The sequence below is a fragment of the Chryseobacterium sp. CBTAP 102 genome (assembly GCF_003201365.1).
GTDB classification, from domain to species: Bacteria; Bacteroidota; Bacteroidia; order Flavobacteriales; family Weeksellaceae; genus Chryseobacterium; species Chryseobacterium candidae.
Window position 1 is genome coordinate 30,471 of the sequence record NZ_QICX01000007.1, and the last position, 15,768, is coordinate 46,238.

Sequence of the window (15,768 nt, forward strand, 5' to 3'; positions counted from 1 at the left end):
AAAAAATGATTGGATTATCCTCCAATCATTTTTTTTATCGCATTCAGCTTCATTAAAGCTTCAATGGGTGTCAAAGTATTGATATCTATTTTCGTCAGTTCTTCACGGATATTCTCCAGAACAGGATCATCCAGCTGAAAGAATGAAAGCTGCATATTTTCCTCAGTCACTCTTTTGATACTCTCAGAAGTACTACCGCTTCCCTGCGTTCTGCTTGCTTCAAGAGTTTTAAGAATCTCATTCGCTCTGTTGACCACTTTGGCAGGCATTCCGGCCAGTTTTGCCACATGAATACCAAAGCTGTGCTCGCTTCCACCCGGAACTAATTTTCTCAGGAAAATAATATTCCCTTTGTTTTCCTGAATAGAAACGTGGAAATTTTTCACCCTTTCGAAATTCACTGTCATTTCATTCAGTTCATGATAATGCGTTGCAAATAGAGTTTTAGCCTGCGTTGGATGCTGGTGAAGATATTCTGCAATGGCCCATGCAATAGAAACCCCGTCATACGTGGAAGTTCCACGGCCGATTTCATCCAATAAGATCAGGCTTCGTTCTGAAATATTATTCAAAATATTGGCTGCCTCGTTCATTTCCACCATAAAAGTAGATTCTCCGGCAGAGATATTATCGGTAGCTCCTACCCTTGTAAAGATTTTATCCAGCAATCCGATCTCCGCATGTTTTGCAGGCACAAAACTTCCGATCTGAGCCAAAAGGCATACAATAGCTGTCTGACGCAGGATTGCCGATTTACCCGCCATGTTAGGTCCTGTTACCATGATAATCTGCTGGGAATCTTTATCCAGGAATATGTCATTCGGGATGTATTTTTCTCCTAGCGGAAGGGCATTTTCTATAATCGGGTGTCTGGCTTCTTTTAAATCTATAGCATAGCCGTCATTCAGAACAGGCTTTGTATAACTCTCAGAAACAGCCAGTTCAGACAATCCTGCAGCCACATCAAGTTGGGCAATGATATTGGAATTCCCTTGAATCTGATCAATATAAACCATGGTTTCCGCACATACATTTCTATATAGGGAAGTTTCCAGAACGCCTATTTTTTCTTCGGCTCCTAAGATCTGATTTTCGTATTCCTTCAGTTCTTCGGTAATGTATCTTTCAGCATTTACTAAGGTCTGCTTTCTCACCCAGTCATCAGGGACTTTATCTTTATGGGTATTCCTGACTTCAATATAGTAACCGAAAACATTGTTAAAATCAATTTTAAGGCTGGTGATCCCTGTTCTTTCAATCTCTCTCTGGCACATTTCATCCAGGAAACCCCGTCCTTTGCTCTGAAGGTTTCTCAATTTGTCAAGCTCTTCAGAAACCCCTTCTTTAATGATATTTCCTTTCGCAATACTTACCGGAAGCTCTTCATTAAGGTGATTCTGCAAAAATTTAATCAGTTCTTCAAGATCAAATAAAGGATCTAACCAAGCCAGCACATCTGCATAAGGGTGCAATAACGCCTTGATTTTATGAATATTAATTAAACTTTGGCGTAAATATCCCAGTTCTTTAGGTGAAATTTTCTCTGCAGCCAGTTTTCCCATCAATCTGTCAAGATCAGAAATGGATTTTAAAAGCTGGCAGATTTCATATTTAAGAGCATCATTTTCGTTTAAAAAGTCAATCAGGGAAAGTCTTCTCATAATCTCGTACACAGATTTTAAAGGAAGAATGATTCTCCTTCTCAATAATCTTCCTCCCATTGGAGTAGAAGTCTTATCAATGATATCCAGCAGAGATTTCCCTTGTGGATTGCTTGGATAAACGATTTCAAGATTTCTCAGGGTGAAATTATCCATCATCAGATAATCTTCCTGCGGAATGATCTGCAGTTTGGTAATATGGGCAAGCAGATTATGATGGGTATCTTCTACGAGATACGCAAAAATAGCTCCTGCAGCTGTAATCGCCAAGGGAAGATTTTCCACACCAAAACCTTTTAAAGAATTGGTTTTAAAGTGATTGGTCAGTTTTTCGCAGGCAAAATTATACTGGAAAGCCCAGTCTTCAAGCTTAAAGGCATTTTTATTTTTGATCTGTTCCGGAATCTGTGTGCTTCTCTGGAAAATAATCTCACTCGGATCAAAGGTATTGATAATATGCAGAAGCTTTTCCAGGTTTCCTTCACTTACCAGAAACTCTCCTGTAGAAATATCCACTAAAGCAATCCCATACTTCTCTTTTTCTTTGTGTAATGATAGAAGGAAGTTGTTCTTTTTAGAATTCAAAACCTGATCATTGAAAGTAACTCCCGGAGTAACCAGCTCAGTGACACCACGTTTCACAATTCCTTTCACCATCTTAGGGTCCTCCAGCTGATCGCAGATGGCTACCCTCATTCCTGCTCTTACCAGCTTGGGAAGATAAGAATCTATGGAATGATGTGGAAATCCTGCAAGTTCTACACTGCCTTCTCCATTATTTCTTTTGGTAAGAACAATACCCAGAATCTGGGATGTTTTCACGGCATCCTGCCCAAAAGTTTCATAAAAGTCTCCCACTCTGAAAAGTAAAAGCGCATCCGGATATTTACCCTTGATGGTATTATACTGAGTCATTAGCGGAGTTTCCTTCTTCGTTTTTGCCATAGTAAAAAATGAACCCCAAATTTAAAAAAATAAATTCAGGGTGAGGGAATTGTTTGCAGGTTAATCTTCCCGGCTTTTCTTTATCAGTAATTAATTGTATTTTTCACCCATCAAATCACATTATTTATGGAATTTCCTGTCTTAGAGACTGAAAGGCTTATTTTACGCCAGCTAACTTTTAATGATACCCAGGACCTGTTTGAATATTTTTCTCTGGATGAAGTTATGGAATATTATGATCTGGAAACCTTCAAAACAGAAGAAGACTCAATACATATTATCAGGCATTTTAACAGTGAATTCGAGCAAGGAAAGGGTTTAAGATGGGCTCTGGAGCTGAAATCCAATGGAAAAGTTATCGGAACCTGCGGCTATCACAACTGGCACAAAGAGCATTTCCGCGCTGAAATTGGTTATGAACTTAATCCCAAATTCTGGCAGCAATCCTATATGAAAGAAGCCATTCTTCCCATTTTAACCTATGGATTTGAAGCCCTGCGGCTTCACCGTGTAGATGCTTTCATAGACCCTTCCAATATTTCTTCCGAAAGGCTGCTGTCTTCTTTAAATTTCAGCAAAGAAGGAACGTTGAAAGATTATTTTTTTGAAAAAGGAAAATTCGTGGATGCAACGATCTTCGGGCTTATTAATAAATAGGCGTGAAGTTTGAAGATGGGTGATGGAAGTTTATATTGGTCGTTTAACTACTGATCACCTTTAAATAAAAGGTAATCTGTTGATAATAGGCCGTAAACAATCTTCCAGCTTCCAGCCTCCTTCTTCCTTCCTTTATTTTCCTGCTTTCATATGTTTTTCCAAAGCCTCTGAACTTTTCCTATAGGCCCATTTCTGTTTGTAATTTACCCATTTGGCTTTGAAAAGTTTTCGCATCAGCTTATCCGTATACCTCATAATAAAGACATGGTACAGCATACTGGCAAAAACATTGGGTTTATTGGGAAGCGCTCTTAGTGAAAGAGAAAAGCCAGGCTCCAGATATCTGTTGAAATGCCAGAATGCACCTGGAATAAAGAGGGCGTCGCCATGCTCCATGAAAATTTCGTATCCCCTGGCATATTTCAGTGCCGGAAACTTTTCGTAATCCGGATTTTCATAATCGATCTCGTAAACGGTGTGTACAGACAAAGGCACTTTATATAAAAACGAAGACTGTTTCTGGTCAAATAATAAAATTCGTTTCTTTCCTTCGAAATGAATATGCATAAAATCACCAAGATCCACATCATAATGCATTAAAACATGTGCCTCACTTCCCCCGAAAAATAATGTAGGAAGCCTTTTAAAGAACTTTATTCCAAGATCAGGATAAGTGAAGTTTTTAAGCAGCTCAGGAAGCCTGTCCGTAATGATATAAAAGAAAATTCGCAGATCTGAAGGTTTGCTTTTGATGGTATCAATATAGTCCTTCATTTTCATACGGGTAACCGGAGCATCGGAACTTTTGGAAGCATCAGCCGGTTTGTTGTCATACAACGGAACTTCCTGATCTCCTGCCTTTTCTTTGATATAGGCAAGATTCCATTTATCAAAAGCGTCCCATCGGCTGGCAAAATTCTTAATCAAAAGAGGTTTCTGCTTTTTAAAATAATTTTTCTGAAAATCTTCTTTACTGATATCATTTACAATATCTACGTTTTCGAGGATCATGTATTTTGTATTTAATGCGAAATAAAAATAGTGTTTTTTTAAAACCTGAGAAAATAAGATTAAAAGAGCCGGAAGCTGGGGGAACGATGCCGGGAGTTAAGATTTGCCTGCAAACGCCTGTAGATCAATCCATAAAATCTTTTTACAGAAAACTTAGACATCATCTGCTTCAATAGCTTCAGACTTCCATACTTTATTAGCAAAGCTCAGATGAAAAATTTATATTTGTGGTAATAAGTGAATTTATGAGAGTCTACAATACCAAACATTTCATTAAAATCCTTTTCAGTTTACACAAAAGTGATACCTTAAAAATTCTTTTCCCGAGTATGATTCTTGTGGGATTGTACTCCTGGGGAATTCAGTATCTGGAAGTCGAATATCTGCACCTTACAACAAAATCAGGGGTAAGTAATGTAGGGATGATTCATTCTCTGCTGGGCTTTGTTCTTTCGCTTTTATTGGTTTTCAGGACCAATACCGCTTATGACAGATGGTGGGAAGGACGAAAACTTTGGGGAAAACTGGTCAACGATACCAGAAACTTTGCCATAAAAATCAATACAATTCTTGGTGACAACCGTCAGGATATGGAGCAGATTTCCAGATATTTAAAATTCTTCCCCCACTTTTTGGCCAAACATCTTTCCAAAGAGTCTACAAGGCTCGCTTTGGATGAAGATTTTTCTGAAATTGAACGTTCTTTAAAAAACCATGGTCCAAGCGAAATAATTATCCTGTTAAGCCATAAACTGAATCAATTAAAAAAAGAAGGGAAAATTTCTGAAGTGGAAATGCTGTATTTAGATACCCAGCTTTCAGGCTTTCTGGATGTTTGTGGAGGCTGTGAAAGAATCAAAAACACTCCGATTCCTTATTCTTATTCTTCTTTCATCAAGAAATTCATTATTCTGTATGTTTTTGCGCTGCCCATTGCTTACGTTATTACGATTGGGCTTTTTATGATTCCGCTTACTGTTTTTGTCTATTATGTTTTGATGAGTCTTGAGCTTATTGCAGAAGAAATTGAAGACCCTTTCAACAATGATGAAAATGATATTCCAATGGAGGCCTTAGCTCAGAATATTGAGAAGAATGTTCATCAGATTACGAGCAGAAAATAAAACCTTGTCTAAATGTTTTTGTCTATATTTTGAACCCAAAAAACTATTTACTACTTTTGAATTAAGATAACGGAAAATGTCTTAATACTTATAAAAATAGCAAAGACAAACATCAGCAAAAAGAAAAAAAATAATCTCACAAATAATATACAATTGGTACAGAAACTAAAACTGGAAGAACTGAACAGAATAGATGTAGAAACATTTAAGAAGGCTGAAAAAATTCCGTTGGTCATCATTTTAGATAATATCAGAAGCATGCACAATGTGGGGGCAGCCTTCAGAACGGCAGACGCTTTTTTAGTTGAAAAAATAATCCTTTGCGGAATTACACCACAGCCACCCCACCGTGAAATTCATAAAGCGGCATTGGGAGCAACGGAAAGCGTAGACTGGTCTCATGAAACTGAAACCAATACAGCCATTGCTGATCTGAAAAGCAACGGGTACGAAATCATCGGGATTGAGCAGACTACCGGCAGCCAGCTTATTACGGATTTTACCATTGAGCGGTCAAAAAAATATGCTTTGATTTTAGGAAACGAAGTAGAGGGAATCAGTGATGAGGTGCTTCCAAATATTGATGTATTTTTAGAAATTCCACAGCTTGGAACAAAACATTCTCTTAATGTAAGTGTGTGCGCCGGAATTGTGATGTGGGAATTTGCAAAAGCATTAAAATAAAAAAACTGCATATGTCCTTAGTAGACAGTGCAGTTTGAAATAAATCTAATAAAAAGTAAAAATGAAAGGCGACAAAGGTACTTTATTTTTTTTTACAAACAAATTTTGACGGCATTTTTTTTGTTTCATCTTAAAAAAAGTCGGGTTTTCAGAAAAAGTTTCGTTTAATTTTTTATAAATTAGCACAATGTTTATCAAGGACTATATCTCAAAAGACTTTCCATGTTTTAGCCTTTCTGACTCCATAGAGTCGGCCAGAAACATATTGGAAGATTTCGGATATTCCCATGTTTTCATCAAAAAATCTCATCACTTCTACGGAGCTATTGCAATGGACTTTCTGTATGAGGAAGATGGCGGAACACTGAAGGATCTGGAGCACCAGATTGAACGGTTTGCGATTCTGGAGGACAACAATGTTATGGACAGCATCCGTCTGTTTTATACTTTCAGCTCCAATGTGATTCCTGTGATTAATAAAAATGAAAAATATCTGGGGTATATTACCTGTGAAGATGTTTTTCAGGACCTTTCCCGTTATCCTTTGTTTTCAGAAACAGGAGCTATTCTTACCGTAGAAACTCCGGCCAGAAAATATTCAATGACGGAAATTACCAATATTGTAGAAAGCAACAACTCAAAGTTTTACGGAGGGTTTATCAGCTTTATGTCTGAGGAGGTAGTTCAGGTCACAATAAAGATCAGTAATGAAAATCTGGCCTCGATAGATGCTACATTTGACCGGTACGATTACAGAATTGTTGAAAAATATTATTCTGATGAGAAATCCGATCTGTTTAAAGACCGTTATGGTTTTTTACAAAAATTCATAGAAATATAACATGAAGGCAGCCATATATTCTCAGAAAAAAGATCTTGATACTTTTTTATATTTAAGTAAGTTTATCTCTGAACTTGAAGCAAGAGATGTAAAATCTGTTCTGTATGATGAAATGGCTGAAGCACTTCAGTTTTCAAAAATATTCGAAACTTTCAATTCTAAGCAGGATCTTCTGGATAAAAAAGTGGATCTTTTCTTCACTTTCGGTGGAGACGGAACAATTGTAAATTCTTTAACCTTCATTGAGGATCTTGAAATTCCGGTGGTAGGAGTAAATACAGGAAGACTTGGATTTTTGGCCTTTTTCACAAAAGAAGAAGCTTTTAAAGAACTGGATTCCATTCTAAAAGGCGATGTAAAAACAAGCCGCCGTGCTGTAATTGAAGTGGTTTCGCCCAAACTGGAAGGAGCTTTCCCTTATGCGCTAAACGACGTTACTGTTTCCAGAAAAGAAACAACATCAATGATTACAGTAGATTCTTATATCAATGATGAGTTTCTGAATGTATTCTGGGGTGACGGTGTGATTATTTCAACCCCTACAGGTTCTACTGCTTACTCTCTGAGCTGCGGAGGACCAATCATTTCTCCCAATAACGAAAATTTTGTCATTACTCCCATCGCTCCACACAATCTGAATGTGAGACCTTTAGTAGTAAATGATAAAGTAGAAATAAAATTCAGGGTGGAAAGCCGTGTACCACAATACTCTCTTTCTTTAGACTCCCGGCTGATACACATAGAAACCGACAAGGAAATCATCATTAAAAAGGCAAAATTCCAGCTTCTTCTGGTGCAGCCCAACAGTTTGAGTTTCTATGAAACCATCCGTCAGAAGCTTCTTTGGGGCCGAGATAAAAGAAACTAGTAATTTCTTAAAAATGATTACCTTTACACGAAATTAAAACACCTAATAAATTTATAATAAAAAGTAAAACATGAGCAGAATTTTTCCGGCAGGAGTTGCCACAGGTCAGTTAGTTACTGATATCTTTCAGTATGCTAAAGAAAACAAATTTGCATTACCTGCAGTAAACGTAATTGGATCCAGCAACGTAAATGCTACAATGGAAACTGCAGCAAAATTAAACGCTCCTGTCATTATTCAGTTTTCAAATGGAGGAGCTGCTTTTAATGCAGGGAAAGGATTAAACAATGACGGGCAAAAGTCTGCAATCTTAGGAGCAATTGCCGGTGCAAAGCATATTCACACTCTGGCTGAAGCTTACGGAGCAACGGTAATTCTACACACAGACCACTGTGCAAAGAAATTACTTCCCTGGATTGACGGATTGATGGATGCTAACGAAGAATTCTTCAAGCAGACAGGAAAATCTCTTTACTCTTCTCACATGTTAGACCTTTCTGAAGAATCTTTAGAAGAAAATCTTGAGATTTCAGCTCAGTATTTCGAGAGAATGGCAAAGCTTCAGATGACTCTTGAAGTAGAAATCGGGGTTACAGGAGGGGAAGAAGATGGTGTTGACAACTCAGACGTTGATAATTCTAAATTATATACCCAGCCTGAAGACGTAGCTTATACTTATGAAAAATTAAAAGCTATTTCTGATAACTTCACAATCGCTGCTGCCTTCGGTAACGTACACGGAGTTTACAAGCCTGGTAACGTAGTTCTTACCCCGAAAATCCTTGACAATTCTCAGAAATATGTTCAGGAAAAATTCGGAACATCTGCTAAACCTATCAACTTCGTATTCCACGGAGGCTCAGGATCTACTTTAGAAGAGATCAGAGAAGCTATCGACTATGGAGTAATCAAAATGAATATCGACACCGACCTTCAGTTTGCTTACACAGAAGGGGTAAGAGATTATATGGTTAACAATATTGAATATTTAAGAGCTCAAATCGGAAACCCTGAAGGAGAAGAAAAACCTAACAAGAAATTCTACGACCCAAGAGTTTGGGTAAGAAAAGGTGAAGAAACATTCTCTACAAGATTGGTGAAAGCATTTGAAGATTTAAATAACGTAAATACTTTAAAATAAGAACTGTAAATTTGTATCAATGTAAAAAGTATTCATAGAAATACATTTACATTGGTGCATTTTACATTTATACATTAATACAAACAAAAATGGCATTCGACTGGTTTAAAAGAAAAGCAAAAAACATTACCACTTCTACTGATGAGAAAAAGGACGTTCCCAAAGGGCTTTGGCATCAGACTCCATCCGGAAAAGTAGTGGAACATGATGAACTAAAGAGGAATAACTATGTTTCTCCTGAAGATGGATTTCATGTGAGAATAGGAAGTGCAGAATTTTTTGACATCCTTTTTGACGGTGGTAAATTTACCGAACTGGATGCCAATGTTGAAAGTATTGATATCTTAAACTTCAAAGATACAAAGCCTTACAAAGACCGTTTGAAAGAAGTAAAAGCTAAAACTAAGCTTACAGATTCTATCAGAAATGCTGTAGGAACCGTAAAAGGAACTGAAATGGTAGTTTCTTGTATGGATTTTGCGTTCATCGGTGGATCTTTGGGTTCTGTAATGGGAGAAAAGATCAGACGAGCAGTAGACTACTGTATCAAGCATAAACTTCCGTATATGATTATCTGTCAGTCCGGAGGAGCAAGAATGCAGGAAGCCACTTACTCGTTGATGCAGCTTGCAAAAGTTCAGGCTAAATTGGCTCAGCTTTCTGAAGCAGGCCTTTTATACATCGCTTACCTTTGTGATCCTACATTCGGAGGAATTACAGCTTCTTTCGCAATGACTGCCGATATCATTATGGCAGAGCCGGGAGCACTGATCGGTTTCGCAGGACCAAGAGTCATCCGTGAAACAATCGGTAGAGATTTACCGGAAGGATTCCAGACATCAGAATTCTTACAGGAAAAAGGATTTGTAGATTTCATCGTAAAAAGAACTGAAATTCAGGATACTGTTGCCAAAACAGTCAATTTATTAGCTGTAAAAGCATAGTATCTGTAACAAAAACAATACAATCTCTCTCTAATTAGGGAGAGATTTTTATTTATGAGGACTTTTAAGATATTTTTCAATACCATCAGAAGTATGAGTTTTAAAAAGATTATCCGTCTTTTATCACTTGTCCTTCCCCATCCTCTTTTCGCTTTACTCAGTTTTTATGCCACGGTAAAGGCATTTACCATTGCACAGAAAAAATTTCCTGAAACAGCCTCCAATAACGGAATTGGAAATGCTTTCAGACACGCGCTTTGGTGCTGCTTCATTATGATGTACTGCTGCAAAATCTCTTCCCCTAAAAAAGCGCTGGATTTCTGCAAAAGAATAACAGATATGCACGAAGAACTTTTCCCTAATGAACCCTTGGAAACCAAAATGGATCTCCATAACAACAAAATCGGAATGGATTATTTTATGGAAATTCTCCCCGGAATTCACCGCCAGTTTTTTGAAAAGAGTTTCTTTGTTAATGCATTAATCAAAAAAATGGATGACGCAAAGGTTCTGAAAAATCTTGATGATGATTTTGAAGGGCATCTTGTTTATCTGGAAGAGTAATTTTATTCTTTAACGCAACGAATACGCTAAGAAAATATAAAAACTCAATGCCTATTTTCGTCCGCAAGGGCATTTCATTCAGCAATGTTTTCTGAGTGTAGCTGTTTGCTTATTGCTAACGCCTTCGTGAACGAAAAAAGCTTCACTATTAGAATCCTTGCGGACTCTGCGTTATAAACTCTAAAATCAGAAGTTATCATTACTTTTCCTTCACATCGGATAAACAAAAGACTTTAGTTATTTTTGTGGTTTAAAGTATTTTTGATAAGTTTAAACAATTAAATCAATCAGATGGTTCTCAGCAGAATTTGGTCGGCTTTCATTATCATTGCCATTGCCATTGCCAGTATAAAATACGTATCGTCAGGTCACTACAAAACCATCTTCAATGATATGGTCGTAGGAAAAGGAGGTGATACAGTGAAGATTGCATCCCAGCGTATGAACAGCCTCTCTCCTCTTGTAAGAGACAGCCTGATGAAAAAGAATGATTTCGCAGACAGCAGAATTCACTATAAAACAGATTCTTTAAAACAGAATGTAAATGTTTATCGCATTCAGGAAGCTGACGGAGTCATCGGAACCTCTGAAACTGCGGTGAAGATCTGTCTTGGTCTTATCGGAATCATGACCCTTTTTATGGGATTCATGAGTATTGCTGAAAAAGCAGGAGGTATTAACCTTCTAAGCCGTCTGATTCAGCCCTTTTTCTCCAAATTATTTCCCGATATTCCCAAGAATCACCCTGCTTTCGGGCATATGCTGATGAATTTCAGCGCTAACCTTCTGGGACTGGATAATGCTGCTACTCCTTTTGGACTTAAGGCAATGGAAAGTCTCCAGACCTTAAATCCCAATAAAGATACCGCCAGCAATTCACAGATTATGTTCCTGTGTCTTCATGCCGGAGGAATGACGTTAATCCCGGTCTCTATTATCGCCATCAGAGCCTCTATGGGATCAAAGACCCCTACAGATATTTTCCTGCCCTGTATGATTGCCACTTTTGCCGCTACACTGGCTGCAATGATCATCGTTTCTTTGTATCAGAAAATCAATCTTCTTCGTCCGGTAGTAATCGCTTATGTAGGTGGAATTTCAGCCCTTATTGCTTTATTGGTATTGTATCTGGTACAATTGAGTAAAGATGAATTGGATGATTTCAGTAAAGTATTAAGCAATGGCCTTATTCTATTTATTTTCCTTGCGATTGTATTGGGAGCTGTTTATAAAAAGATCAACGTTTTTGATGCTTTTATTGAGGGTGCAAAAGAAGGTTTCACCACCTGTGTTAAGATTATTCCTTATCTGGTTGGAATGCTGATCGCGATTTCGTTATTAAGAACTTCCGGTGTATTCGATGTAATCATTGACGGTATGAAATGGGTGGCCAACGTTGCCAATATGGACCCGAGATTTGTGGACGGACTTCCGACAGCCCTAATCAAGCCTTTATCTGGTTCAGGAGCCAGAGGAATGATGGTGGATACGATGTCAACATTTGGGGCAGATAGTTTCCAGGGAAAACTGGCAGCGGTACTTCAGGGAAGTTCAGATACGACATTTTACGTAATTGCAGTATACTTTGGTGCCGTAGCCGTTAAGAATACAAGATACACGGTAATTGCTATGCTTCTGGCCGATTTAGTCGGTGTTATCACTGCAATTGCATTAGCATATTTATTCTTTGCTTAATAATAAAGTTGCTGGTTGACAGTTGCTGGTTTTTTAATCGTTAAAAAAGATATTAATGAGCTACGAAAAACTTGATATTTATAATATTGCTTTTGAGTTGTTTATTGAAACACATGCACTTTCACTCAAACTGCCAAACTACGAATTATATGAATTGGGCAGTCAGTTGAGACGATCTGCCGATTCCATTGTTACAAACATTGCAGAAGGTTATGGAAGAAACAATTACAAAGGTGACTTTATCAGATTTCTTACTTACTCTCAGGCAAGTTGTGATGAAACAGTTTGCCACTTATCAAAAATCAATCGCCTCTATCCGGATTTAAGCTTAGGCTTTAAAGAAAAATCAGAACAATATAAACTCCTAGGAGGAAAAATCAATAACTTTATAAAATACGTCCAATTAAACTGGAGAACATAAACGCAACCAGCAACTAGCAACTAGCAACTAGCAACTAGCAACTAGCAACAAAACTATTCATTATGATCACAGATAAAGAATTTACCCTAAGACTCATCCGCCAATTAACCCAGGCATTGGAAAAACTTATTCTGGATAAACCTGAAGAAAGTTTAATGCAGAAAGAACTGGATTTTGATACGTTGATGAGAGATATCTTTAAGATGAGTTTCACAGAGGTTGCTTCCAAAACCAAGGAACAGATGATTGCCATCGTTAATGAAAGACAGGAAAGAGATCACAAAGATTATTATGAAATGTTGGGAAATCTTTTCTATTTCAACAGCAAACATGAAAATAACAAAGATTTTAAGGATAAAGCAAAGACATTCTATGAGCTATATCTTCAGACCAGTGGAATCTTTGCTCTCCCAATTATCAACAGAATAAATGAATTAAAAAAAGCACTTGAATAAAGTGCTTTTGTATTTTTAGAATGTAATTTTATAAGTTCCGGTGGAAGAAGTATTGGCTTTCTCTGCCTTTACATACTTCTTAACCCAGGCAACAGATGTAGATGCTACACAAGGATCTGAAATTCCTCCGGCTCTTCTTGCGGAAACCACATTTCCTGCTTTATCTACAGTATAAGCAATGGTAATTGATCCGCTTGCCGTGCAGCTGTGAGAAGGCTGTGCTCCTCCTCTTCCCATTGTTCCGGGAATATAGCCTACCAGTTTTCTATCGATTCCTACTTTACTGTCTCCGTTTCCGTCACCACCTAAAGGATCTCCTGCATTTCCAATTCCTTCACCTGTTCCCTGGCTTCCTGCTTTGGTTCCTCTTCCTTTGATCAGGTTTCCGATAGCAGCATTTCCTTTTCCGTCTCCATTCCCTGTTTTTGAGTTTGCCGTAGCTGCTCCTGATTTTTTTGTGTTTTTTGAAGCACTCGTGCTGGTGGCTTCTTTTTTCTCAGCTTTTTTAGATTCCTCTTTTTTAGGAAAAGCAGCTTTTGAATTATTTCCTGTAATGACCTTCTCTTTAACCTCAGTTTTCTTTGGTTCCGGAGTAGGAGCTGGTTCTGGTTTTATAACTGTTTTTGTTTCCGAAACCGGAGTTTCTGCAGGCACTGGTGTTACTTCTTCTGTTGCAGCAGCAAGACTTCCAGGCTGTTCAGCTGGCTCTTCAATCCCCTTTCCATTTCTGTTGTCTCCGAAGTTCACCAGCATGGTAGTAACCACTTCAGGATCTTTGTCCAGTTCAGGTTTTAATTTATACAAAAAAACAAAAAGCAAAATAGCAGCCCAGATAAGAATAGAAAGCAGTGCGCTCTTTACTCTATCTTTATTTTCTTCGTTTCTGTTTGCTGTATAGCTTTTCATCTTAAAACGTAATTGTTTCCGGAAATCCGGATCTGTTATTTATCTTTAACGGTTGCAATGGCAATGTTAAATTTATATTTCTCAGCAATTTCCATTACAAAAACTACATCTTTATGTAATGTGTTCTCGTCTGCTCTTATCGTGAATGATTTATTGGTCTGGCTGGCCAATTTATCTACAATAATCCTCTCCAGTTCTCCTTTATTTACAGGATTGTCATCCACAAAGAATGAACCATCCGGTTTGATACTTACTGTCACAGGATTCGGAATATTATCATCAACGGCTCCGGCTTTCGGCAGATTCACATCAATAGCGCTTTGATTGGCTGCTGAAGAGGTGATCATAAAGAAAATCAGCATCAACAGGATAACGTCTGTCATCGCTGCTAAACTGAATTCCGGATTTGCTTTATTTCTTCTTTGAATTTTCATCGTAAGAAAATTTATAAAGGTTTGTTGATAAGGTCTAAAAATTCTCCTGACATATTCTGAGCTTTAAGGACAAATTTATCAATCCTTGTCAATAGAATATTATAGCAGAAGTTAGCCGGAATTGCCACAGCAAGACCTACAGCGGTCTGCCCCAAAGCAGTATAGATACCTTCAGAAAGTGTTTTCGGAGAGAAAGATCCTGTGGCATGGGAAAGATTAAAGAAGGCAATAATCATCCCGATTACCGTACCTAAAAGGCCCAACATGGGTGCTATACTTGGCACTACAGCCAAAAGGTTCAGATTTTTTTCCATATTGGCAACCTCTACCTGTGCCTGCGATTCCATAGCACTTACAATATCAGAAACAGGACGTCCTAATCTTGAAATTCCTTTTTCTAAAATTCTTCCTTCAGGAGAGTTCTGGGTTTTGCAGTAATCTGCCGCTGCCTCTATTTTCCCAGCCTTGATGAAGTCTTCGATATTGTTCATGAAGTTGGAATCGGTTTTTGATGTCAGCCTTTTGATAAAGAAAAATCTTTCAAAAAACAGATATAGAGAAAACACTCCCAACAGCAACACAGTGACCATCACTATTTTAGCAAAAGCTCCTCCGTGGAACATAATCTTCCAGAATGAGAACTCTAAGTTGTCCGCAGCAACTGCAGGAGTAGCGATTTGTGCAAATAAAATCTGAGAAAGTTCCGTTAACAGCATTAAATGTAAATTTTATTAAATTTCAACGACAAATGTAGGAGAATATTATGAATTGAACTCTTAAAAATTGCTTAAAAACAACTTAAATTTTGTTACAATTTTACAAACAGCAAATTTCTTTCCAAAATTATTTGAAAAGAAATCCGGTACTAAGAATGAAGGTATCGGCTAATCTTCGTCTACCTCAATATCATCCTGCTTAAATTCGCATTTTAATCTAAAAGGAATCGGTGTATCTGATCCGGTATAGAAATCATCAATGGTTCCTTTCCAGATCACCTGAAGCTCCCCTTCTTCATTTTTTTCAAAAAGAAGCTCATTGTCATAGATATAGGCATCTTCGTCATCGAAAAGGTCTACTTCTGTATAAGTTTCTTCTTCAGAATCATTGATTTTGATAGTTTTTCCTTCTATTTCCGGCGACTCGATAGGGAAATCGAAAATTTCAAGTGAAAGCTGCGGAAAGTTGTATTGTAATGAATCATCCTCTACGTGATCCAAGCTGTCATCCGTAATCACTTCAACCTCTAAAAGGTGTTGTTGGTTGCTGTAAACTGCCTTACAATAAGTATTTCTGATATTGTATTTTAGCGTTTCGTCCGGATGGTAAATTTTTAAAATCCCTTTCATTTTTTCTTAAAAAAGAACTGTAATAATATGATTGCTAAATGTTTTAGACAAAGATAAAAAATTGATTCAAA

General features: G+C 37.5%; 17 protein-coding genes. 11 read left to right on the top strand and 6 right to left on the bottom strand.

Translation table 11 applies throughout. From position 1 onward, the window contains the following. Positions 1 to 14 precede the first annotated feature (14 nt). Positions 15 to 2,606, bottom strand: coding sequence for a DNA mismatch repair protein MutS (gene mutS / locus C8D70_RS11270; RefSeq protein ID WP_110367385.1), 2,592 nt, complete (start codon positions 2,604 to 2,606; stop codon positions 15 to 17). A 126-nt stretch (positions 2,607 to 2,732) separates the two neighbouring features. On the opposite strand from mutS, the gene C8D70_RS11275 reads away from it, so the two are divergent. Beyond that, positions 2,733 to 3,263, top strand: coding sequence for a GNAT family N-acetyltransferase (locus tag C8D70_RS11275; protein ID WP_076595122.1), 531 nt, complete (start codon positions 2,733 to 2,735; stop codon positions 3,261 to 3,263). A gap of 132 nt (positions 3,264 to 3,395) precedes the next feature. Here the strand turns inward: C8D70_RS11275 and C8D70_RS11280 are convergent, their stop codons facing one another. Further along, positions 3,396 to 4,274 carry a cupin-like domain-containing protein gene (locus C8D70_RS11280; protein WP_076595123.1) on the bottom strand — a complete coding sequence of 293 codons (879 nt, stop codon included), beginning with the start codon at positions 4,272 to 4,274 and terminating at the stop codon, positions 3,396 to 3,398. 245 nt (positions 4,275 to 4,519) lie between these two features. Between C8D70_RS11280 and C8D70_RS11285 the strand changes: the two genes are divergently transcribed. From C8D70_RS11285 to C8D70_RS11330, 10 genes are all read left to right on the top strand, one after another. After that, positions 4,520 to 5,398: a bestrophin family protein gene (locus C8D70_RS11285; protein WP_110367386.1), complete on the top strand. Its 879-nt coding sequence runs from the start codon at positions 4,520 to 4,522 to the stop codon at positions 5,396 to 5,398. Positions 5,399 to 5,551: 153 nt separating this feature from the next. Then, positions 5,552 to 6,082 (top strand): RNA methyltransferase, encoded by a 531-nt coding sequence (locus C8D70_RS11290; protein ID WP_110367387.1) that lies wholly within the window; start codon positions 5,552 to 5,554, stop codon positions 6,080 to 6,082. A gap of 187 nt (positions 6,083 to 6,269) precedes the next feature. Continuing rightward, positions 6,270 to 6,923 carry a CBS domain-containing protein gene (locus C8D70_RS11295; RefSeq protein WP_047426603.1) on the top strand — a complete coding sequence of 218 codons (654 nt, stop codon included), beginning with the start codon at positions 6,270 to 6,272 and terminating at the stop codon, positions 6,921 to 6,923. Position 6,924: 1 nt separating this feature from the next. Continuing rightward, positions 6,925 to 7,791 carry an NAD kinase gene (locus tag C8D70_RS11300; protein ID WP_076595126.1) on the top strand — a complete coding sequence of 289 codons (867 nt, stop codon included), beginning with the start codon at positions 6,925 to 6,927 and terminating at the stop codon, positions 7,789 to 7,791. A 70-nt stretch (positions 7,792 to 7,861) separates the two neighbouring features. After that, on the top strand, positions 7,862 to 8,932 hold the full coding sequence (gene fbaA, locus C8D70_RS11305; protein ID WP_076595127.1) for a class II fructose-bisphosphate aldolase: 1,071 nt from the start codon (positions 7,862 to 7,864) through the stop codon (positions 8,930 to 8,932). A gap of 89 nt (positions 8,933 to 9,021) precedes the next feature. Beyond that, complete coding sequence (gene accD, locus C8D70_RS11310; RefSeq protein WP_047095043.1) at positions 9,022 to 9,876, top strand: acetyl-CoA carboxylase, carboxyltransferase subunit beta; 855 nt, start codon at positions 9,022 to 9,024, stop codon at positions 9,874 to 9,876. Between the two features lie 54 nt (positions 9,877 to 9,930). Continuing rightward, the gene (locus C8D70_RS11315; RefSeq protein WP_110367388.1) at positions 9,931 to 10,440 is read left to right on the top strand and encodes a DUF6973 domain-containing protein; all 510 of its coding nucleotides are present in this window, start codon (positions 9,931 to 9,933) and stop codon (positions 10,438 to 10,440) included. Between the two features lie 291 nt (positions 10,441 to 10,731). After that, a complete protein-coding gene (locus C8D70_RS11320) occupies positions 10,732 to 12,135 on the top strand; it encodes a nucleoside recognition domain-containing protein (protein WP_110367389.1) in 1,404 nt (467 codons plus the stop codon). 55 nt (positions 12,136 to 12,190) lie between these two features. After that, entirely contained in the window at positions 12,191 to 12,556 is a 366-nt protein-coding gene (locus C8D70_RS11325; protein WP_110367390.1) for a four helix bundle protein, read from the top strand. 62 nt (positions 12,557 to 12,618) lie between these two features. Then, on the top strand, positions 12,619 to 13,011 hold the full coding sequence (locus C8D70_RS11330; protein ID WP_110367391.1) for a hypothetical protein: 393 nt from the start codon (positions 12,619 to 12,621) through the stop codon (positions 13,009 to 13,011). A gap of 15 nt (positions 13,012 to 13,026) precedes the next feature. Here the strand turns inward: C8D70_RS11330 and C8D70_RS11335 are convergent, their stop codons facing one another. From C8D70_RS11335 to C8D70_RS11350, 4 genes are all read right to left on the bottom strand, one after another. Then, entirely contained in the window at positions 13,027 to 13,917 is an 891-nt protein-coding gene (locus C8D70_RS11335) for a ferric siderophore ABC transporter substrate-binding protein (RefSeq protein ID WP_110367392.1), read from the bottom strand. A gap of 35 nt (positions 13,918 to 13,952) precedes the next feature. Next, complete coding sequence (locus C8D70_RS11340) at positions 13,953 to 14,351, bottom strand: ExbD/TolR family protein (RefSeq protein WP_076595132.1); 399 nt, start codon at positions 14,349 to 14,351, stop codon at positions 13,953 to 13,955. Positions 14,352 to 14,362: 11 nt separating this feature from the next. Beyond that, on the bottom strand, positions 14,363 to 15,067 hold the full coding sequence (locus C8D70_RS11345) for a MotA/TolQ/ExbB proton channel family protein (RefSeq protein WP_047426580.1): 705 nt from the start codon (positions 15,065 to 15,067) through the stop codon (positions 14,363 to 14,365). Positions 15,068 to 15,235: 168 nt separating this feature from the next. Beyond that, positions 15,236 to 15,697: a hypothetical protein gene (locus C8D70_RS11350; protein ID WP_076595133.1), complete on the bottom strand. Its 462-nt coding sequence runs from the start codon at positions 15,695 to 15,697 to the stop codon at positions 15,236 to 15,238. Between the last annotated feature and the right edge of the window lie 71 nt (positions 15,698 to 15,768).